Origin of the sequence: Nitrosomonas sp. Is37, from assembly GCF_033063275.1 — a bacterium.
In the GTDB taxonomy this organism is placed as follows: Bacteria; Pseudomonadota; Gammaproteobacteria; order Burkholderiales; family Nitrosomonadaceae; genus Nitrosomonas.
Genome location: NZ_JAWJYP010000016.1, coordinates 15,510 through 35,152, shown reverse-complemented (window position 1 = coordinate 35,152; position 19,643 = coordinate 15,510). Strand labels below are relative to the sequence as shown.

Genomic DNA, 19,643 nt, shown 5'->3' with positions numbered 1-19,643 from the left:
ATTGCCGAGTCCGCCGCTCGTGGTATCGGCTCCAGCACCGCCATTCAGCTGATTATCCGCTGAATTGCCCTTCAATGTGTTAGCCAGGTCATTACCGGTACCGTTAATGGCTAATGTACCTGTCAGGGTGAGATTCTCCACATTGGCTGATAGTGCGTAGGTCACGCTGCTGTTGACCTGGTCGGTGCCTTCATTGAGATTTTCAATGATAACGTCACCAGTATTATCAACCGTATAAACGTCATTGCCGGATCCACCGCTCATGGTATCGGCTCCAGCACCGCCATTGAGCGTATCATTACCTGCGCCACCATTCAGCTGATTAGTCGCTGAATTGCCTATCAATATGTTAGCCAGGTCATTACCGGTACCGTTAATGGCCAATGTACCTGTCAAGGTGAGATTCTCCACATTGGCTGATAGTGCGTAGGTTATGTTGCTGTTGACCCTGTCGGTGCCTTCCTTGAAATTTTCAATGACAACGTCACCAGTATTATTAACAATATAAATGTCATTGTTGAGTCCACCGCTCATGGTATCGGCTCCAGCACCGCCATTGAGTATGTCATTGTTGAGTCCACCGCTCATGATATCGGCTCCAGCACCGCCATTGAGTATGTCATTGTTTGCGCCACCATCAAGTGTGTCATTGCCAGCATTGCCAAACAACGTATCCTTGCCTGCTAAGCCCGTCAGCGTGTCATTATCCGCAGTTCCGGTCAGCGTATCGTTGCCATCAGTACCAATAATAAGTGCCATAAAACCTCCAGTTAGTTAGTGATGCTTCTAAAATATTTCGATGTAACATTTCACACGAATTACCAGAATTACCAACTTGAACTTGATCAATGCGAGACAGCAATTTATTGCGGATTACCAGATTCAGTTTACCGAACTATTCATCAAATTTTGGAGTAGTAATCAATTTAAGACCTCTGTACAACCCTGAAAATTCTATTGAATTGCTTGCTGTGGTGTGATATTGATAAATCGTACATCTTTTGTCTATCGTACCTTGGTACATCGTACTTCGGTACAGCAGACAAGACGAACAAAGTGATAAATAAACTTTTTAAAACTCCTGCACAACTTACCCGTTAGCCAAATAAATAATTAAAATGGCGAGAGGTAAAGGCAGTTGGAGTAGAAGATGCAGATGAGTTTTGGCTCAATAGAACTGGTGCAACGCCTAAAGCAAGACAGTATACTGATGAAGATTGATGCACTGATTGATTGAGAGAAGTTACGATTGAATCTTAGAGGTATCTATAAACGCGACCTATCGAAAGGTGGAGGACAGGAGCCGTTTAACGCGCTGATGATGTTCAAGGTGATCCTGCTTGGTCAATGGCAAAGCTCGCGTAGGTCGGATAAGCGTGGCGCCATCCGACATATGCTCTGGTTATCATTCTTTTCCTCAAATAAAGAATCCACTGCCTCCGACCTGTTGAAAACCACAAGCGTAGGTCACAATCGTTATTGCGTCAAAAAAAACAGGATGGGGTCAGATACTGTTTTGAATTACAAGTGCTGAATGATTGAAGCTTGCATCAAATGGCTGCCCTGATTTAATAACTCCATAAATCAAATGTGCCAGTTTACGCATGACTGCTCCTACAATGGCCTTGGGAGCTAGGCCTGTGGTACTTAATCTATCACCGAATGTTTTTAGTACAGGATTATGATGCCTAGCTACCAAGCTAGGCATATACAACGCACGACGTAGCGCGTTGTGTCCAGTACGACTCATCATCGTCCTACCTTTGACGGAACTACCCGATACGCGTTGTTGGGGCGTTACACCAACGAAAGCTGCCAATGCCTTGGCATTGGTAAAACGTCGTACATCTCCCGCATAAGCCAACACTTTTGCAATGGTGGTATCACCGATGCCAGGAATGCTGCGGAGCAGCTCGCAGTCACGCTTGAGATCAGGGTGCCGGTCGATGTGATCGTTGATTCTGCGTTCTAGTTCTTTAATCTGCTTGTTGAGCCAGTCCAAATGGATTTGAATATCTTGCACTAAGTGTATTTGTCCACTTGCCAGATGCGCTTTTATGCGGCTACTTTCTTGCTGATGCATTTCCTTGAGTGCTTGCAAGCAATCGACCCAACCGCGTAATTCACGCCACGCAACGGGTGGAGGTGTCCAAAAACCAGGGTGCATAGCTGCACAAAATCTGGCCAGTAACGTGGCATCGGCTCGATCCGTTTTATTGCGCGCGAGCTCGCCTTGGGCAAAGCCTTTGATGCGGGCTGGATTCACCACACTCACGCGCCAGCCTTCTGCCACAAGGTTGGTTGCCAAGGTTTCGCTATAAGGACCAGTGGCCTCCACGCATAGATGTGTTTGCTCAGGTATTGTGCCACGCTCACTAAGCCAATCTGTAAAAGCCTTGTAGCCTGCAGGCGTATTGTCAAACACTTTGGTTCTGATTTTGTTGTTGATGAGTAATGCTATATCGAATTTACGCTTGACTACATCAATGCCAGCCCACACAGGCTGTTTCATTCATTATTTGTACCTTCCTCGTATGCAGGTTTTATCTGTCTAGCAGTCAACCCAAGTTACCGTTCGGTTTAATTGAATGAGAAATGAACCGTAGCACCTATCTGACCCACAGGCTCATACACCTAAAGTCTTGTCGGTGTCTTACGGTTCAGCCTGTTCAACACTACTATTGCAGTATTTTTCATCGGCAGAGTCAATATACGAGGTTTTATTTTTTGACTGTCAGTATTTGCTTAGTGCTGCAAAAACAAGACCTAATCACGTGTTTGCTGCGTATCCTAAATGCGCTTCATCCACTTCATGGACTATGCAATGACTGACACCTTTTTTTGAATTCGTCAGATTAAATCTAAACTTTTACATGTCAGTATTCGCCTAGTGCTGCAAAAAGCAAGATCCGACCCTTTGTGTGCATTATTCGAGGATTGGAAAAGATTGCGGTTAGATTGTTGCGTTATCGTCCATTAGGGCGCCCAAGGAATGAAAAAGGAGAGCAATAAAGGGTAGGCGCCGCTGACAGCTGTTGAAATACCTTGGGTTTTTGAGGTGATCACAGTTGATGCTGTGGCAGCGCAATTAAAAATTGCTATCAATCAGCTGGCCAGCTCAAACAGATAACTTGATTCGTGCAGAGTATTTTGCACATGGTCAATTGCATTGCAATTCATGAAGTAGGGGATCTGAAATAGTGCGCCAACAACCAATCGAGTTTCGAAGCAAATACTTGACGATCAGCCTGGCTAAAGGAAGAGGCCCCCCCAATATCCACTCCGCTGTTGCGTAATTCTTCCATAAAATTGCGCATGGAAAGGCGCTCCTTGATGTTGTCGGTGGTGTAGAGTTCGCCGCGCGGGTTGAGGGCATGACCGCCCGCTGCAATTACCTGTGCCGCAAGCGGGATGTCAGCAGTGATGACCAGATCACCTGCTTGCAGTGCCAACATGATCTTGTTATCCGCCACATCAAAGCCACTTGGTACCTGTTGCGCTTTGACGTAAGGTGATGGTGGGATACGCAGCGGTTTGTTGGCAATCAGTGTGGTTACAATTTGGGTGCGTTCTGCTGCACGAAACAAAATTTCCTTAATGACGACAGGGCAAGCATCGGCGTCTACCCAAATTCTCATCGATTAACGCCCGCGATTGCCTGAATGGTGGCTTGATTTTGGCGAAAACCAGGTTGTCTGGGGCATGGCCTGATGGCGTGCGGCTTCAGACATTTTTCCGGCAGGTTGTTTCTGGGGTGAGTTTTGTGCATTGTTTGAGCGCTGCTGAGTGGTTGCTGGTTTTGAGCGGGGGGTACGGTTTGGGTTGTGTTGTTTGGGTTGTTCCGGGCGCCTATTTTCCGCGCGACTATTTACTGCTTGCTTAGCGCGCTCCCCTGCTTTGCACTCGATCTGATGTGGCTTGTTGCCGCGGCTGGTGGCGCGTCGTTGTTGGTTCGATGGCCTGGGGGCTTCAGGTTCAATTTTGGTAGGTGCGACAAAGCCTACGGCAGTTGTTTTGGGAAGCTCACGTTTTATCAACTGTTCTATGTCGCGAAGGTATTTCATTTCTTCACGGTCTACCAGCGATATCGCTGCACCAGGGCTACCTGCACGGCCAGTGCGGCCAATGCGGTGCACATAATCTTGAGGTACATTCGGCAGTTCAAAATTTACCACTTGCGGCAGTTGGTCAATATCCAGCCCGCGTGCGGCGATATCGGTTGCAACCAGCACCTGTACGGTTCCTTCCTTGAATTGGGATAATGCTTTGGTGCGGGCGCCTTGACTCTTGTTGCCATGAATCGCGGCAGCTTCGATCCCATCTTTGATCAGCTTTTCTGCCAAGCGATTGGCACCATGTTTGGTACGGGTAAAAACCAGCACTTGTTGCCAGTTATGATATTTGATCAGATAGCTCATCAGATCACGTTTATGGCTTTGGTCCACTAAATGCACCGTTTGCTCGACCAGTTCCGAAGCAGTGTTGCGGCGTGCCACTTCAACAAAAGCTGGATTCCCTAGCAGAGTAGCGGCCAGCACCCTGATTTCGTCTGAGAAGGTGGCGGAGAACAGTAGGCTCTGCCTTTGTTTAGGAAGCAATGCAAGAATTTTTTTAATATCGTGGATGAAACCCATATCCAGCATGCGGTCAGCTTCATCCAGCACGAGAATCTCAATGCCGGATAAATCCAGCGTTCTCTGGCCAATGTGGTCGAGCAGACGGCCAGGGGTGGCGACCAGGATATCCAGCGGCTTGCGCAAGCGCGTAATTTGCGGGTTGATGCTTACCCCGCCAAATATGACGCTGGAAGTAAGCGACAGATATTTGCCATAGGTTTTGACCGATTCTTCTACTTGTGCGGCTAGTTCGCGCGTGGGTGTCAAGATTAAACAGCGTGGACGGCCTTTTGCCAAGCTGGCAGCTTTCTTCTGACTCAGTAATTGCAGGATGGGTAATGTGAAGCCGGCAGTTTTGCCGGTACCGGTTTGCGCGCCAGCAAGCAGGTCGCTACCACACAATATTTGCGGAATAGCTTTGTGCTGGATGGGTGTAGGCGTGATGTAGCCAGCGTCGGCAATGGCGCGCAAGATGGGCTCACTTAATCCCAGTTTGTTGAAACTAGGGGTGATAGGGGTTGTTTCTAGAGTTTTTGGTTGAACAGACAAGGTAATACTCCTGCGACGGCCTGTTACTCATAAGTAGCACCAATCGAGGCAGACGAATAAAGGATCAGTAATAATCGACATCAAAAAATATCGGACTGATCATCAGATGAGAAGAAAGACCGCTGCAGTGATTGGTTGGGTGCAGGGATTTCGTATTATACTGACTTGCAGAACGAAAAATGGATTTATTTTATAAGAGCAAAACCATGCAGAAAATACTGGGATGCCTCAGGTAGCGTCCCCTTTTGTCCGCGCAAGATGCAATGACTGACACCCTTTTTTCGTAGTGCTGCAGAAACAAGACCTCGTATATTGACTCTGTGTTTGCTGCGTATCCTAAATGCACTTCATGCACTATGCAATGACTGACACCTTTTCCTGCGCATCGGACCACACAGAGACGTTGTCGGCAATAGCACGAAAGTGAGTCAAAAGTCGGTCGGCCCAGCGACGATCTCGGTGGCTGTAGCTCAGGAATACTTTTGGCTGCTCTGTGCTCACGGAGTTACTAGGACTCTTGGTCATGCGTTTGTCCGTTGTTCGTCTGCCCAACGCCAAGCTCACCGGTAAATTAGGAGTGCAGCGAGTAATTTATCCGTGTGCAGCTTTTTGTTATAAACCTATATCTCGGTATATAATGCTATTGGATCAATGATTATTTCGTTACTGAGCCTCCCAGTAAAGGTGGCTTCAAGATTGCTCAAATGAGAAACCAAGTTCATTAGTGCTTCTTTTATGCTGCCGTGTTCCTCTTTTTCTTCAGGATCTTCTAGCTTTTCTCTCTGATACTGAGTGACTATCCCAAACAAGGTAAACGCAACCTCGGTTTGCCTTGAGTATTTCCTTATAACCAACTCTTCTGGCTCTCTAAGGAAAGAGCGGTTTAGGTTTGCAGAAAATATATTGCCCGCATTATTCATTTGTACTTCAAGTTGATCTTGAAATCCATAAGCCAAGAGTAAAGCAAGGTCATCAAGAAGCTGTTGATCTTGTTGTAAGCCTGATTCAGTAGCTAATTTATTGATATTGGTTAAAGACTTAAACTGAGCTTGCAATTTACTTTTGCTGTTTCTATCGCTGGTGCTTTGTTTGGCTCTTTCTAATTGTTCTCTAACCGCAGAAATTTCCTTAAAATTTGTAACGTGCGCTAATGCCTTGCCTATAGTATTAAAGTTTTTGATCGTTGTATTTATTGAGTTAATGTCGTTAAATGTTGCCTTTGACGTTATTTTAATAAACGACTTATATTCTGAAAATGGCTCACTTGTTGCAGTGTTTGGTACGATTGTAACTCTTTCGTCCTCTAGTAGCTTTTTCTCGAAAATGTTAAATGAATAATCATTTAGGAATTTTTTCTCTGTTTTTCTTTCGCTATTTCTTAAAATGTCACCCAAAATCCTACCGCTTCCCACGGGACCCTTTTGCTCTTCAGATTCATCTTTCCCCGAAAAGGACTCATTTAAAATATACTCGGTAACACCCTCAAATAACTGAGAAGAAAGTGAATACATTTTTTCTTCATCTAAGTATATAAAATTCTTAATCATTTCTCTTTCTCTTCGTGTATTCCTTGTAATACTTTTTCCGAGTATTTGAAAGTGACCATAAGGCAATGCCAGCCCCAGTCAAAGCCAGTATTATGGTGACTGCGACTATGAGCGTTGTCATACAGCACCTCCAGACTCTAAGCTAATGATTTTTGAAATTCGGTCGTAAACTGAATAGCTAATTAAAAATGAAACCAAAGACAAAATAATGGTGCAGATCGTTATAGCAGCAACATCGACAATACCATCTCCAATCAGTGTCAAAGCGAATAAAACACTATAGAAGGCTATAAAAGCTATTGATATTCCGTTTTGAGCTGTTTTCCATTCCCTTTCAATGCCAGAGAAGTGTTCTATTTCATTGATATTTGAAATATGAAGCACCAAACCGAATGCAACGAAGTCGGATGGAGAAAGCAGATTTACACTACCTTCTTTTGTGACGGCCCAGACTATAAGTCTTGATAATATTGGAATTAGTCCTACCAAGACTGTATATATCAACCATTTTATTTTTCTATTTCCCATTGGTTGCCCTGCTCTCTAGGGGTTTATAACTAGAATTAGACGTCCGAAATGACGCAATATATTACGTCAAAAATGACATCTAACACGACAAGGTACATGTTATCTCCATATATTTATAGAATTGCGTCGATTTAGTCTTCATCATAACAAGCTTTGTTAGATCCACAAATATGATGAATGAATCATGGCTTTTGGATTAGGGACGTGACTAACTCAAGCTTAGGCATCGCAGTTATCGAGCCAAGCAATCTTATATGCCTGAATAAAAGTGTCGTATTTTTTCACAATAAGCAACAGCCAGAGCCGATGGGGAATGGATATTGAACCGCTTCATTCTTATCACCCCATAAAACTTGACACCCATTTTTTAATTCTGTAGTCTGCGCGCCACTTACCTCAGGTGCCTTCTTGAATTTTTTATCTTGAACGTTAAACGGGAAGCTGGTGCACTTTGATTCGATTCAGACAATGCCAGCACTGCCCCCGCAACGGTAAATGAGTTAACGATCTACATCATGCCACTGTGTGATGACATGGGAAGGCGTAGATCTGGAATATATTCCGCTCATGAGTCCGGAGACCGGCCTGAAGTAAATACTATGTTATTGCGGAGGGCGGTAACCGGCACTTTGATCGGCTTTTTTCAAAGCCGATCTGCTTGTCTATTACTCAATTCCTCTGCAAGACGGACCTGTTAACCTAACAACGCGCGGGTGTGCGCGGAGGAATAAGATCATGCAAAAATGCCGATTATCGGCAATGGCTGTGTTATGGCTAGGTGCAGCTACGACTGTAGCTACCACTGTCTTGGCTGAAAATATGGACCATCAAGGAAAGCCCATTATCGTCACCGCAACGCGTACTGCGCAGACGACAGAAGAATCGCTTGCTTCGGTGACTGTGATCTCGCGCAAAGATATCGAGCGCCAACAGGCAAGATCACTCGAGGATTTGTTCCGTGGTGTACTGGGCATCAATGTTGAGAATGATGGTGGTCCGGGTAAAGGTACTTTTTTGCGTATGCGCGGGACTGAATCTGATCATGTGCTGGTATTAATCGACGGCATCAAGGCAGGATCAGCCACATCGGGAACGACGGCATTTGAAAATATCCCTGTTGAACAGATTGAGCGCATTGAAATTGTGCGCGGTCCGCGTTCCAGTTTGTATGGCTCCGAAGCGATCGGTGGCGTAATTCAGATTTTTACTCGCAAGGGTGTGGGTGAGGGGATTAAGCCAAGCTTTAGTTTTGGTGGTGGTAGCTTCAATACGCTCAATGGTTCGGTCGGGCTTTCAGGCGGTGGCAAGCAGGGTTGGTTCAATATGACGGTGAGTGGTATTGGCACAAGCGGTTTTAATGCCTGTACCGTCTCGGAGACTGCGGGATGTTTTACTATTGAGCCTGATCGGGATGGTTATCGCAATGTAGCTGGTTCTGCCCGCGCAGGATATCGTTTCCAGAACGGATTGGAAATCGAGGGTAATTTTATGCATTCAGCGGGCAAGACGGAGTTTGATGGCAGTTTTGTCAACAAAGCTGTCATAGCACAACAGGTTTTCGGTGGCTCTGCGCGTTTCTCGCCCTTCGATTTTTGGCGGGTAAATATTATTGCGGGTCGTAGCCGGGATGACTCGAATAATTTTCTAGGCAAGGTTTTTATGACTCGCTTTGATACAACGCGTGACACCGTTACCTGGCAAAATAATTTTATGTTGCATCAGAATCATCAATTGACAGTAGGCACGGATTATCAGCACGATCAGGTCAACAGCACAGAAGCTTTTACCGTGAACTCACGCAGCAATTGGGGTGTTTTTGCCCAGCATCTGGCTTCTATTGCGGCACATAACGTGCAGTTATCACTGCGGCATGATGACAATCAGCAATTTGGCAGCCGTGTTACCGGAGGTGCCGGCTGGGGTTATGCCATTACTGACAAGGTACGTCTGCTTGCCAGTTTTGGCAGTGCTTTTAAAGCGCCTACCTTTAACGAGCTCTTTTTTCCAGGCTTTGGCAATGCCAATCTGCGTCCGGAGGAGTCACGCAGTTTTGAATTTGGTGTACGTGGCAACCTTGACTGGGGCAATTGGTCATTAAATGTGTATGAAACCCGCATTGATAAGCTGATTGCGTTTGACGCCAACATCCTAGCGCCAGCTAATATCGAGCAGGCGCGTATCCGAGGACTGGAAGCTGTTCTCGGCACACAGATCATGGGTTGGCAACTGAATGGCAATCTGACTTTTCTGGATCCTGAAAATCGCTCAGATGGACCCAATAAAGGTAATATATTACCCAGACGGGCAGAACAGACATTTCGTCTGGATATTGATCGCCAATTTGGGCAATACAGGTTGGGCGCCATGTTTATGGCTGAAGGTGATCGCTTTGATGACTTGGCCAATACACGCAAGCTTGACAGTTATGTGAAATTCGATCTGCGCGCTGAATATATAATAAGCAAACACTGGCGGATACTGGGACGTATCGAGAATCTGTTTAACAAACACTATGAGACAGCAGCATTCTTCAACCAGCCGGGGCGTAATTTCTTCGCTACCTTACGTTATCAACCTTAACAAGGAGTCAAAATATGTTTACTTTATCCACTCGCAATCAAATGGGCATCGGCCTTGCGCTGGCATTACTGATGATAATTACCCGGGGCCATCATTTTGCCTCAATGCATAACCTGCCGGATGCTTCCTGGCTCATTTTCTTTCTGGCTGGTGTCTATTTACGTTCGGCATGGCCATTACTGGGTTTCCTGGCGCTTGGCGGCTGGCTCGATTTTGCAGCTTATACCTGGGGGGGTGTCAGCGGTTTCTGTTTGACGCCAGCTTATGTGTTTTTATTGCCTGCTTATATTTCATTATGGTTCGCTGGTCGTTGGTATGCTCATCACCATCAATTTGCCTGGCGTACATTGATGCCACTTTCTCTCAGTATGATGACAGGTTTAATCTTGTGCGAACTATTTTCCGGTGGTGGTTTTTATTTCTTCTCCGGCCGCTTTGAAGCTACCACATGGGTTGAATTTGCTGAGAGATCGTTCAGGTATTTCCCGATGTATATTGAATCATTTCTGATTTATGCAGGGATTGCGATAGTCATGCATGCTGCATTTATAGCGCTACGCCAGCAATTCAATTCTTCTAACACCTCAGCAGGTTAACATCATGTCAGATTCTGAAGAGGATCGTGAGAACGAAACTGCGTGCCATTGCATTCCCCCTCAACCGGATGGTGAAAAGGCAGATTCAGAAAAGGAAAAGCGCTACCGCGAGCGCATGCAGCGCAAGAAAGAAGTGATCGATAGCGCCATTGCGCGCGCAGATCAGAATAAAGGTTTGCTGCTAATTCTTACCGGCAATGGTAAAGGCAAATCCAGCTCGGCATTTGGTATGATTGCACGCGCGCTGGGACATGGCATGCGGGTAGGGGTCGCGCAATTCATTAAAAGCCGTAAAGATACCGGCGAAGAAGCTTTTTTTCGGCATCAGGAAAATGTGATCTGGCATGTTCTGGGGGAAGGCTTCACTTGGGACACGCAGGATCTGGCACGGGATAGTGAAACGGCCCGACGCGGCTGGGCTATTGTGCAAGAAATGCTGCGTGATCCGACCCTGGATTTGATCGTGCTCGACGAACTGACCTACCCAATCAAATTTGGCTGGCTGGATTTAACCATGGTGCTGAATGATCTGAAGAATCGTCCGCCCATGCAGCATGTAGTCATTACGGGACGTGCCGCTCCGGAAGCGCTTTGTGAGGTAGCTGACACAGTAACTGAAATGCGCGATATCAAACATGCTTATCGGGCTGGCATTCAGGCGCAAAAAGGCATTGATTTGTGAAACAGTGCCCAGCGCTACTCATTGCGGCACCAGCATCAGGGCAAGGTAAAACAACAATTACTGCCGCACTCGCCCGATTTCATCGAAATCAAGGACGAGAAGTGCGTGCATTTAAGATTGGCCCAGATTTTCTTGATCCGATGATTCTGGAGCAAGCATCTGGTCACCCAGTTTATCAGCTGGATTTATGGATGTGTGGTCAATCACATTGCCAGCAACTTTTATATCGGGCTGCCACTACCGCAGATTTGATTCTAATCGAGGGTGTCATGGGGCTCTTCGATGGTGAGCCATCCAGTGCTGATCTTTCTGTAACATTTGGTATTCCAGTGTTGGCAGTAATTGACGCCGCTGCGATGGCCCAAACTTTTGGTGCTGTGGCACACGGGCTGGCAACCTTCCGCTCTTCGTGCAACGTTATCGGTGTATTGGCTAATCAAGTTGCAAGCTCTATTCATGAAGAAATGCTCAAAGAGAGCTTGCCAGAATATTTACCGTGGCTTGGTTCACTTCCATGCCACATAAACGGAAAATTACCCAGCCGTCACCTGGGTTTAGTTCAGGCAAAACAAATTAATCATTTGGATCAATATCTGGATCAGTTAGCTGAATACTTATCTTTAACTGGCTTACATGAACTACCGCCTACGATAACTTTTATGCCACCAGAGGATTTGCCCACCATAACGCCAGAGCTTAAAGGAATACGGATTGCAGTCGCTACTGATGCCGCTTTTAGTTTTATTTATCAGGCTAACCTGGATCTGTTAGAAGCACTGGGTGCGCAACTGAAATTTTTTTCGCCACTTGATGATACTTCATTACCTGAAACAGATAGCCTTTATTTGCCTGGTGGTTATCCTGAGCTATACATGGAAAAACTTGCAACCAATCAAAGCATGCACAAAGCCATTCATGCCCATTATGCGGCTGGTAGGCCGATTGTTGCTGAATGTGGCGGCATGCTCTATTTGCTTTCAACACTTACGGATCATCATGGCAAAACAGTTGATTTTCTAAATTTGTTTTCAGGCAAAGCGACTATGCAGCGAAATCTGGTTAATTTAGGCCTGCATTCTGCCAGATTTCAACAAGGAGAGTTACGTGGACATACCTTCCACCATTCACATTTGGAAACAGCCATTCAACCCTCAGCATTGACACAACCAGCAAGAAAAGGACTTCAGCCTGAAGCGCTATTTCATTTAGGACGTTTAACTGCTTCCTTTATGCATTGGTACATGCCTTCAAACCCGACTGTGACAGCTGCATTATTTTCACCATGAACCCCCATGCCTTCGACCAATTAGAACGAGATGCCATCTACCGGGTAATAGCCGAGCGCCGCGATATGCGCCATTTTATTCCTGGTCCAGTTGATCCGGTTGTGTTTAAGCGCTTGCTCGCTGCCGCCCATCAGGCACCTAGTGTCGGCTTGATGCAGCCCTGGCGATTTATACGGATTACTGATCCTCAGCTGCGCAATGCCTTGGCTTCTCTGGTTGAGGAAGAACGTGTTCGCACTGCAACTGCGCTGGCTGAGCGGGGTGATGAATTCATGCGCTTAAAAATCGATGGCATTCGTGAATGCGGAGAACTGCTGGTGGCTGCCTTGGGCGACCAACGCGAGCAGCATATCTTCGGCCGGCGCACCTTGCCAGAAATGGATCTGGCCTCGGTGGCTTGTGCCATTCAGAATTTATGGCTGGCTGCCCGTGCAGAAGGATTGGGCATGGGCTGGGTTTCATTATTTGATCCAGTTCAGCTTGCTCAGTTATTGAATATGCCGGCAGGCAGCAAACCGGTCGCTATTTTGTGTCTGGGTCATGTCGAAGCGTTCTATCCCGTACCGATGTTAAAACTGGTAGGGTGGGCAGATGAGCGTCCATTAGACGAATTGGTTTTCCATAACACATGGGGCAACATTGAACCTAAAAACGGCTTTTAGGTTGAAAAATGAGCACTACTCTGGTCGTTGTGATTGCACTGCTAGTGGATGCATGGCTCGGTGAGCCGCGTCGTTTTCATCCATTGGTAGGATTTGGCAAACTGGCTGGGTTTATTGAACACTATCTTTACGCAGATGCCAGGGTGCAGGGCAGTCTGGCCGTATTGCTATTGGTTGCCCCATTGGTCTTGCTTGCGACGTGGATCAATTTTATCCCCTGGCATTTGGCTATTGATGCTTTCGTGTTATATCTTGCGATTGGTTGGAATAGCCTGGGCACCCATGCCAGTAGAGTAAAGCATGCTTTGCTGGCAGATAATCTGATAGCTGCACGCCAACAGGTAGGCTTGCTAGTGAGCCGTGATACAGTGAAATTGAATCATGTCGGTGTCACGCAAGCAACGATTGAGTCCGTTTTAGAAAATGGCAATGATGCCATCTTTGGTGTCATTTTCTGGTTTATTGTTGCCGGTACACCAGGTACCATTGCCTATCGCCTGATCAATACATTGGATGCCATGTGGGGCTATCGTAATGCGCGCTACAATCATTTTGGCTGGGCTGCCGCCCGGCTGGATGACTGTTTGAATTTCATACCGGCACGGCTGACAGCTTTCAGCTATGCGCTAACTGGTGAAATGCGTCATGCCTTAGTATGCTGGCGCACGCAAGGAGCAATCTGGAAAAGCCCCAATGCAGGTCCAGTTATGGCTGCAGGTGCAGGTAGCTTAAGGCTTTTACTCGGTGGACCTGCCTGCTATCACGGCAAACTGGAAGCCCGTCCTCTTTTGGGAACAGGACGGGTACCCGAAATCCGCGACATTGATCGTGCGTTAGCATTGATCAAACGCGCATTGATACTCTGGCTGATTATTATCTGCACAGGAGAATGGTTCCTTGAACACATGGCAGCAGCTTAATAATCATGGTTCGTTGCATCATGGAGGTCACTTACGCGCGGCAGCGGCGCGCTTTGCTATCCCATTGGAAAGCTGGCTTGATCTTTCCACTGGCATCAATGCCAATGGTTGGCCTGTCAGAACACCGCCTGCATCCAGCTGGGCGCGATTGCCTGAAGAAGAGGATGAACTGGACGCTGCTGCCAATCGCTATTATGGAACAGAGTTTCTCTTGCCAGTGGCGGGGTCACAGGCAGCTATCCAGGCATTGCCCCAACTGCGTGCACCTTCACATGTCAGCGTACTGAGCCCTGGTTATGCTGAGCATGTCCACGCATGGAAACGTAACCATCATACGGTCTCGGCAGTGACATCTGAGCAAATAGCAGCAGCTTTACCAAATACTGATGTACTGATCATTATCCACCCCAATAATCCGACAGGTGAGGTATTTTCAATCACCCAGCTACTTAACTGGCATGCGCAACTGGCCACACGTGGCGGTTGGTTAATTGTAGATGAAGCGTTTATCGATGCCACCCCTGCATTGAGTATTGCCTCCCATACGGCGAAGCCAGGCCTGATTGTGTTGCGTTCCTTAGGAAAATTCTTTGGGTTGGCTGGTGCACGCGTAGGTTTTGTTTGTGCGCAGCCGCAATTATTAATGACGCTCAATAATCTGCTTGGTCCTTGGACAGTCAGTACACCGGCACGCTGGATGGCGATACAAGCACTGCAGGATAAGAACTGGCAGGAAAAAGCACGCCAGCAGCTGCTGCAGGATAGTCAACGCTTACATTCATTACTGAGTCAACATCATTTCCCTCCACACGGGGGCAGCGCTTTTTTTCAATGGGTGTGTTCGGCAAAGGCGAGTGATGTCTTTGAAAAACTGGCGGCTCAGGGTATCCTGACCCGACTTTTCAGTGAGCCGAGCAGTCTGCGCTTCGGTTTACCCGCTACTGAAGCTGACTGGCAGCGACTGGATAAGGCACTGGCTCGAATTTAATGGTATATATGAACGCACAAACATTGATGATTCAGGGGACCACTTCGGATGCTGGCAAAAGCATGCTGGTCACCGCTTTGTGCCGTTGGTTATCGCGTCAGGGTATCCGTGTTGCACCTTTCAAGCCGCAGAATATGGCGCTGAATAGTGTGGTCAGTAGCAATGGAGGGGAAATTGGCCGCGCACAGGCAGTACAGGCATTTGCTGCTGGGTTGGTGCCGCATACTGATATGAATCCGGTATTACTGAAACCTAGCACAGATAAAAGCGCACAGGTTATCATCCATGGTCACGCGATTGCCAATATGGATGCTTGTGGTTTTCACAACTATAAATCGATTGCACTGAACGCCGTACTCGAATCCTATGCGCGCTTGGCTGGGCAGTACGATAGGATCATTGTGGAAGGGGCCGGTTCTCCGGCAGAAATCAACCTGCGTGCCAATGATATTGCCAATATGGGTTTCGCCGAAGCGGTCGACTGTCCGGTAATTCTTATAGCAGATATTGACCGAGGCGGTGTTTTTGCTCATCTGGCTGGTACGCTGGCATTACTGAGTGAGAGTGAGCAGGCGCGCATCAAGGGCTTTGTCATTAACCGTTTTCGTGGAGATATTGCTTTATTGCAGCCCGGGCTGGATTGGCTGGAACAATACACCGGTAAACCGGTATTGGGTGTGTTACCTTATTTTCAGGGATTACATCTTGAAGCGGAGGACGCTTTGCCGCAAACAGCTGATTTTATTACATCGACTGAGCATGAGCATCTACGGGTTATTGTGCCGGCACTGCCGCGTATCAGCAACCACACTGATTTTGATCCACTGCGCCTGCATCCGCAGGTCAGGCTGCAATTTATTGGCCCAGGCGAAACGATCCCACCGGCAGATCTAATTATTCTGCCTGGCTCCAAGAGCGTACGTGCTGATCTGGACTGGCTGCGCCAACAGGGCTGGGAACTCGTTATTCGGCGGCACCTGCGCTATGGTGGCAAGCTAATCGGTATCTGCGGCGGTTTTCAGATGCTGGGAGAAGGAATCCATGATCCTGACGGCCTGGAAGGGGATGCCGGCAGTGCACAGGGGATGGCGTTTTTTGATATGAATACCACTTTACAACCTGACAAATTACTGCGCAATGTGCAAGGTACACTGACCTATCAAAGCGCAAGTGTGACCGGCTATGAAATCCATTGCGGCGTGACCACCTTCCAGAAGAGTTATCCACCGACAGTCTATTTGGCACAAGGTACAGATGGCGCCATGAGTGAAGATGGTTTGATTATGGGCAGTTATCTGCATGGCCTGTTTGAATCTGCTGAGGCGTGCGCGGCGTTATTGAACTGGGCTGGCCTGAAAGACAGCCATCAATCGCCCGATTACTATGCCGTCTGTGAAGCAGCCTTTAACCAGCTGGCAGATAGCATCGACCACTACCTGGATACCAAGCAATTATATCAATTACTCAATTTGCAAGGCTTATCCGCATGACTGACAGCAAAACATTGATTCTGGGTGGTGTACGCTCTGGTAAGAGTCGGCTGGCAGAACGTCTGGCGACCCAGAGCCATCTGCCGGTAACCTATATCGCTACTGCCACTATTGAAGACGCCGAAATGCAGGCACGTATTGAGCTGCATCGAGCTAACCGCTCTGCTCACTGGCAGCTGATTGAAGAACCCTTGCAACTGGCGACAGTACTCAACCAGCTGGCAGCAGAAAATCACTGCCTGCTGGTCGACTGTCTGACGCTGTGGCTGACCAATCTGCTGCTGCATCAAGACGGTACCCTATTTGAGCACGAACATGCCGCATTTCTCTCTGTTCTGCCAACTTTACCCGGACGCATTATTCTGGTCAGCAACGAAACCAACATGGGGGTCATCCCCATGGGCGAATTGAGTCGCCGCTACTGCGACGAAGCAGGCAGACTACATCAACTGGTTGCCCAGCAATGCGAACAGGTTATTTTGATGATAGCTGGTCTGCCGCATTATCTTAAGGGAGGTTCTGGTGGCTAGCCATACTTCACTCGATTGGCTTAAGATATCGCCAGCCATGCCGAATGAACAAATTCGTCATGCAGCGCTGCAGCATCAGGCGCAGCTTACCAAACCACCGGGTGCGCTTGGTCGCTTGGAAGAGATCGCGGTACAACTTGCTGCCTTGCAGCATACATTACATCCCTCAGTTGACCATGTGCAGATCTCGATATTTGCAGCTGACCATGGCGTTGCTGCTGAGAATATTTCTGCTTTTCCGCAATCGGTCACCACTGAGATGATTAAAAACTTTGCTGCGGGTGGTGCGGCTATTAATGTTCTGGCACGCATCCTCGGCGCGCAGCTGGAAATCATCAATCTTGGGACCGTTCACTCAACCGATACCCTGACTAATGTCAGACATTATCATTTGGGGGCGGGTACTGCCAATTTTGTGCATACGGCTGCAATGAGCGAGGTTCAACTGACTGCAGCCCTCAATGCGGGGGGCGTTAGCGTGGAACAGGCACGGACAAATAATCGGCAGTTATTGATAGCAGGGGAGATGGGGATCGGTAACACTACCAGTGCAACTGCGCTTGCCTGCCTGTTACTGAATGTACCCCTTGCACAACTGGCCGGAGCAGGCAGTGGCCTGGACAGCAAAGGGATAGCACATAAAATCAGAGTAATCGAACGAGCACTGTCATTGCATAGCAGATATATCCATTCACCTCTAGAAGCATTGCGTCGGGTAGGGGGATTCGAGATTGCCGCGTTAACAGGTGCTTATATTCGTGGCGCTCAACTCGGCTTGCCGTTGCTGATAGATGGATTTATCAGCACCGTAGCTGCCCTCGCTGCCGAGCAGATTTGCATGGACAGTAGGAACTGGTTTATTTATGCACACCAATCCGCAGAGCCCGGCCATGCTCATGTGCTCAAAGCACTCAATGCTATTCCTCTGCTTGATTTGGCTATGCGCCTGGGTGAAGGAAGTGGTGCTGCCGTGGCTGTCAATCTGCTGCGCATGGCCTGTAGCTTGCATAATGAAATGGCAACTTTTTCTACAGCTCACGTTTCGACCAGAAAACAATAACAAAGCAATAACATGACTACCGTGGCCTATATTGATCTGCTCAGACATGGCGACACCGGCAATGGTGGTCGGTTTTGCGGCAGTACGGATCATGCCCTGACCGAGGCAGGTTGGCAGCAGATGTGGACACGTGTTGAGCAGACACCCAGGCATTGGCAGCATATCATTACTTCTCCCTTGAAGCGCTGTGCGCATTTTGCCCAGGCGCTGGCTGAACGCTACACTATTCCGCTCACACAGGATGCACGCATTCAGGAAATCCATTTCGGCGAATGGGAAGGGCATACTCCTGTCGAATTGATGCAGGCTGATGCTGAAGCACTCGCCCGCTTCTGGCAGAATCCATTAGATAATCCACCGCCGCAAGCAGAGCATTTACTGGATTTCAAAGCGCGCGTGCTGGCAGCATGGCAAGACATTCATACTCAGTTTGCCGATCAGAATATCCTGCTGATTACCCACAGCGGAGTCATGCGCATTCTGCTGTGCCACCTCAACCAGCAACCGCTGCAGCAATTGCTGAATTTTGACGTGCCCTATGCAGCTATGCAAACTGTTGAGGTGAAATGGCATGAAAATGGTAGCCAGCTCACACTCAAGAGCGATAAGCCAGAATGATCAAGCCCTTGTTGGTCGCGGTACAATTCCTCACTCGCTTGCCAGTACCCATGTCTACGCCACCAGCTGAGAAAACTGTGGGCTATTCCCTGTTGTTTTATCCGCTGGTTGGTCTGATGATCGGTACACTGCTGATTGGACTAGGCTGGCTGTTGCGTGATACGCCCCCACTGGTGGCGGCTGCTTTGCTACTTACTGGCTGGGTCGTGCTTACCGGTGGGCTGCATCTGGATGGTTTGGCTGATAGTGCAGACGCCTGGGTAGGCGGCATGGGAGATACTGAAAAAATCTTAGCTATCATGAAAGACCCCAACTGTGGTCCGGCGGGAGTAATGGCCATCCTATTAGTACTCCTGCTCAAATTTGTTTCACTGCATAGTTTGTTTATTGCGCAGAATTGGATTGCCCTGTTATATGCAACCATCCTAGCCAGAACACTGATTCCGCTTTTGTTTTTAACCACGCCTTATGTACGCCGCTATGGCCTGGGTGCACCCATCGCCGCCCATCAGCCTCGTAAATTGAGTATTTTTGTCGTTACTGTTACCCCCTTTCTTCTGCTGCTGATCACAGGCTTTCATTATTTCGGGCTAATCCTCACATCAATTCTGATATTTCTAGTATTGCGCTTTATGATGATGCGGCGCATCCATGGTACGACAGGTGATACCGCTGGGGCATTGATTGAGATAGCTGAAACCAGCGTGCTGCTGGCAGCTGTTTTGCTGGTGCCGATTAATTCTTGATTTGATCAATAGTGTTTAAACCTAAAAGCGGTTTTTATTCCATTTCTAAATCAAACATGACGCGAAGGCGAGCCGCAGACAGTATAAATAATACGGCAAGGAGAAGCCGACAAAGTTAGGTTTGATTTAGAAATGGAATTAGGTTTAAACATGCACATAATAAATTCGAGGAGGGAAGGGGAGAGGTAAAAGAAACAATCGCTGGTGCCGATGAAGGCAGAACCAGCGATTGTTTTTTATTCAAT

General features: G+C 47.7%; 19 protein-coding genes and 1 riboswitch. Of the genes, 12 read left to right on the top strand and 7 right to left on the bottom strand.

Annotated features, from left to right (window positions below; translation table 11 throughout):
- The 7 genes from R2Q26_RS08945 to R2Q26_RS08915 form a co-directional block, all read right to left on the bottom strand.
- Positions 1–759: calcium-binding protein (locus R2Q26_RS08945; RefSeq protein WP_317535950.1), on the bottom strand; the 759-nt coding region annotated here is incomplete at its 3' end.
- A gap of 745 nt (positions 760–1,504) precedes the next feature.
- Positions 1,505–2,512, bottom strand: a complete 1,008-nt coding sequence (locus R2Q26_RS08940) for an IS110 family transposase (protein ID WP_317535949.1) — start codon at positions 2,510–2,512, stop codon at positions 1,505–1,507.
- Between the two features lie 664 nt (positions 2,513–3,176).
- On the bottom strand, positions 3,177–3,638 hold the full coding sequence (locus R2Q26_RS08935) for a YaiI/YqxD family protein (protein WP_317535948.1): 462 nt from the start codon (positions 3,636–3,638) through the stop codon (positions 3,177–3,179).
- 3 nt (positions 3,639–3,641) lie between these two features.
- Positions 3,642–5,165, bottom strand: a complete 1,524-nt coding sequence (locus R2Q26_RS08930) for a DEAD/DEAH box helicase (RefSeq protein WP_317535947.1) — start codon at positions 5,163–5,165, stop codon at positions 3,642–3,644.
- A 354-nt stretch (positions 5,166–5,519) separates the two neighbouring features.
- Positions 5,520–5,690: a hypothetical protein gene (locus tag R2Q26_RS08925; RefSeq protein WP_317535946.1), complete on the bottom strand. Its 171-nt coding sequence runs from the start codon at positions 5,688–5,690 to the stop codon at positions 5,520–5,522.
- 95 nt (positions 5,691–5,785) lie between these two features.
- Positions 5,786–6,712 (bottom strand): hypothetical protein, encoded by a 927-nt coding sequence (locus tag R2Q26_RS08920; protein ID WP_317535945.1) that lies wholly within the window; start codon positions 6,710–6,712, stop codon positions 5,786–5,788.
- A gap of 117 nt (positions 6,713–6,829) precedes the next feature.
- Entirely contained in the window at positions 6,830–7,240 is a 411-nt protein-coding gene (locus R2Q26_RS08915; protein ID WP_317535944.1) for a hypothetical protein, read from the bottom strand.
- A gap of 381 nt (positions 7,241–7,621) precedes the next feature.
- Positions 7,622–7,844: riboswitch (cobalamin riboswitch) on the top strand.
- 131 nt (positions 7,845–7,975) lie between these two features.
- Here R2Q26_RS08915 and btuB point away from each other — a divergent pair.
- From btuB to R2Q26_RS08855, 12 genes are read left to right on the top strand one after another with little or no spacing between them, the layout of a single operon-like run.
- On the top strand, positions 7,976–9,820 hold the full coding sequence (btuB, locus tag R2Q26_RS08910) for a TonB-dependent vitamin B12 receptor (protein ID WP_317535943.1): 1,845 nt from the start codon (positions 7,976–7,978) through the stop codon (positions 9,818–9,820).
- Between the two features lie 14 nt (positions 9,821–9,834).
- Positions 9,835–10,416: a hypothetical protein gene (locus R2Q26_RS08905; protein ID WP_317535942.1), complete on the top strand. Its 582-nt coding sequence runs from the start codon at positions 9,835–9,837 to the stop codon at positions 10,414–10,416.
- A 4-nt stretch (positions 10,417–10,420) separates the two neighbouring features.
- The gene (cobO, locus tag R2Q26_RS08900; protein WP_317535941.1) at positions 10,421–11,098 is read left to right on the top strand and encodes a cob(I)yrinic acid a,c-diamide adenosyltransferase; all 678 of its coding nucleotides are present in this window, start codon (positions 10,421–10,423) and stop codon (positions 11,096–11,098) included.
- A complete protein-coding gene (locus tag R2Q26_RS08895; RefSeq protein ID WP_317535940.1) occupies positions 11,095–12,384 on the top strand; it encodes a cobyrinate a,c-diamide synthase in 1,290 nt (429 codons plus the stop codon). Before cobO ends, R2Q26_RS08895 begins: the two co-directional genes overlap by 4 nt.
- On the top strand, positions 12,381–13,046 hold the full coding sequence (gene bluB, locus R2Q26_RS08890) for a 5,6-dimethylbenzimidazole synthase (protein WP_317535939.1): 666 nt from the start codon (positions 12,381–12,383) through the stop codon (positions 13,044–13,046). The genes R2Q26_RS08895 and bluB overlap by 4 nt, the downstream gene beginning before the upstream one ends.
- Before the next feature lie 8 nt (positions 13,047–13,054).
- Positions 13,055–13,966, top strand: coding sequence for an adenosylcobinamide-phosphate synthase CbiB (gene cbiB, locus R2Q26_RS08885; RefSeq protein WP_317535938.1), 912 nt, complete (start codon positions 13,055–13,057; stop codon positions 13,964–13,966).
- Positions 13,944–14,954 carry a threonine-phosphate decarboxylase CobD gene (gene cobD / locus R2Q26_RS08880; protein WP_317535937.1) on the top strand — a complete coding sequence of 337 codons (1,011 nt, stop codon included), beginning with the start codon at positions 13,944–13,946 and terminating at the stop codon, positions 14,952–14,954. The genes cbiB and cobD overlap by 23 nt, the downstream gene beginning before the upstream one ends.
- An 8-nt stretch (positions 14,955–14,962) precedes the next feature.
- The gene (locus R2Q26_RS08875; RefSeq protein WP_317535936.1) at positions 14,963–16,444 is read left to right on the top strand and encodes a cobyric acid synthase; all 1,482 of its coding nucleotides are present in this window, start codon (positions 14,963–14,965) and stop codon (positions 16,442–16,444) included.
- Complete coding sequence (gene cobU / locus R2Q26_RS08870; protein WP_317535935.1) at positions 16,441–16,974, top strand: bifunctional adenosylcobinamide kinase/adenosylcobinamide-phosphate guanylyltransferase; 534 nt, start codon at positions 16,441–16,443, stop codon at positions 16,972–16,974. Before R2Q26_RS08875 ends, cobU begins: the two co-directional genes overlap by 4 nt.
- Entirely contained in the window at positions 16,967–18,034 is a 1,068-nt protein-coding gene (gene cobT / locus R2Q26_RS08865) for a nicotinate-nucleotide--dimethylbenzimidazole phosphoribosyltransferase (protein ID WP_317535934.1), read from the top strand. The genes cobU and cobT overlap by 8 nt, the downstream gene beginning before the upstream one ends.
- 12 nt (positions 18,035–18,046) lie before the next feature.
- Positions 18,047–18,652, top strand: coding sequence for an alpha-ribazole phosphatase family protein (gene cobC, locus R2Q26_RS08860; protein ID WP_317535933.1), 606 nt, complete (start codon positions 18,047–18,049; stop codon positions 18,650–18,652).
- Positions 18,649–19,398 (top strand): adenosylcobinamide-GDP ribazoletransferase, encoded by a 750-nt coding sequence (locus R2Q26_RS08855; protein ID WP_317535932.1) that lies wholly within the window; start codon positions 18,649–18,651, stop codon positions 19,396–19,398. The genes cobC and R2Q26_RS08855 overlap by 4 nt, the downstream gene beginning before the upstream one ends.
- The last annotated feature ends 245 nt before the right edge of the window (positions 19,399–19,643 follow it).

What these genes read in the sequence shown, in the direction of transcription:
- R2Q26_RS08925 (WP_317535946.1), bottom strand. Translation starts at nt 5,690, where the DNA reads ATGACCAAGAGTCCTAGTAACTCCGTGAGCACAGAGCAGCCAAAAGTA.
- R2Q26_RS08915 (WP_317535944.1), bottom strand. Translation starts at nt 7,240, where the DNA reads ATGGGAAATAGAAAAATAAAATGGTTGATATATACAGTCTTGGTAGGA.
- R2Q26_RS08855 (WP_317535932.1), top strand. Translation starts at nt 18,649, where the DNA reads ATGATCAAGCCCTTGTTGGTCGCGGTACAATTCCTCACTCGCTTGCCA.
- R2Q26_RS08920 (WP_317535945.1), bottom strand. Translation starts at nt 6,712, where the DNA reads ATGATTAAGAATTTTATATACTTAGATGAAGAAAAAATGTATTCACTT.
- cobO (WP_317535941.1), top strand. Translation starts at nt 10,421, where the DNA reads ATGTCAGATTCTGAAGAGGATCGTGAGAACGAAACTGCGTGCCATTGC.
- btuB (WP_317535943.1), top strand. Translation starts at nt 7,976, where the DNA reads ATGCAAAAATGCCGATTATCGGCAATGGCTGTGTTATGGCTAGGTGCA.
- cbiB (WP_317535938.1), top strand. Translation starts at nt 13,055, where the DNA reads ATGAGCACTACTCTGGTCGTTGTGATTGCACTGCTAGTGGATGCATGG.
- R2Q26_RS08875 (WP_317535936.1), top strand. Translation starts at nt 14,963, where the DNA reads ATGAACGCACAAACATTGATGATTCAGGGGACCACTTCGGATGCTGGC.
- bluB (WP_317535939.1), top strand. Translation starts at nt 12,381, where the DNA reads ATGAACCCCCATGCCTTCGACCAATTAGAACGAGATGCCATCTACCGG.
- R2Q26_RS08940 (WP_317535949.1), bottom strand. Translation starts at nt 2,512, where the DNA reads ATGAAACAGCCTGTGTGGGCTGGCATTGATGTAGTCAAGCGTAAATTC.
- cobU (WP_317535935.1), top strand. Translation starts at nt 16,441, where the DNA reads ATGACTGACAGCAAAACATTGATTCTGGGTGGTGTACGCTCTGGTAAG.
- R2Q26_RS08905 (WP_317535942.1), top strand. Translation starts at nt 9,835, where the DNA reads ATGTTTACTTTATCCACTCGCAATCAAATGGGCATCGGCCTTGCGCTG.
- R2Q26_RS08935 (WP_317535948.1), bottom strand. Translation starts at nt 3,638, where the DNA reads ATGAGAATTTGGGTAGACGCCGATGCTTGCCCTGTCGTCATTAAGGAA.
- cobC (WP_317535933.1), top strand. Translation starts at nt 18,047, where the DNA reads ATGACTACCGTGGCCTATATTGATCTGCTCAGACATGGCGACACCGGC.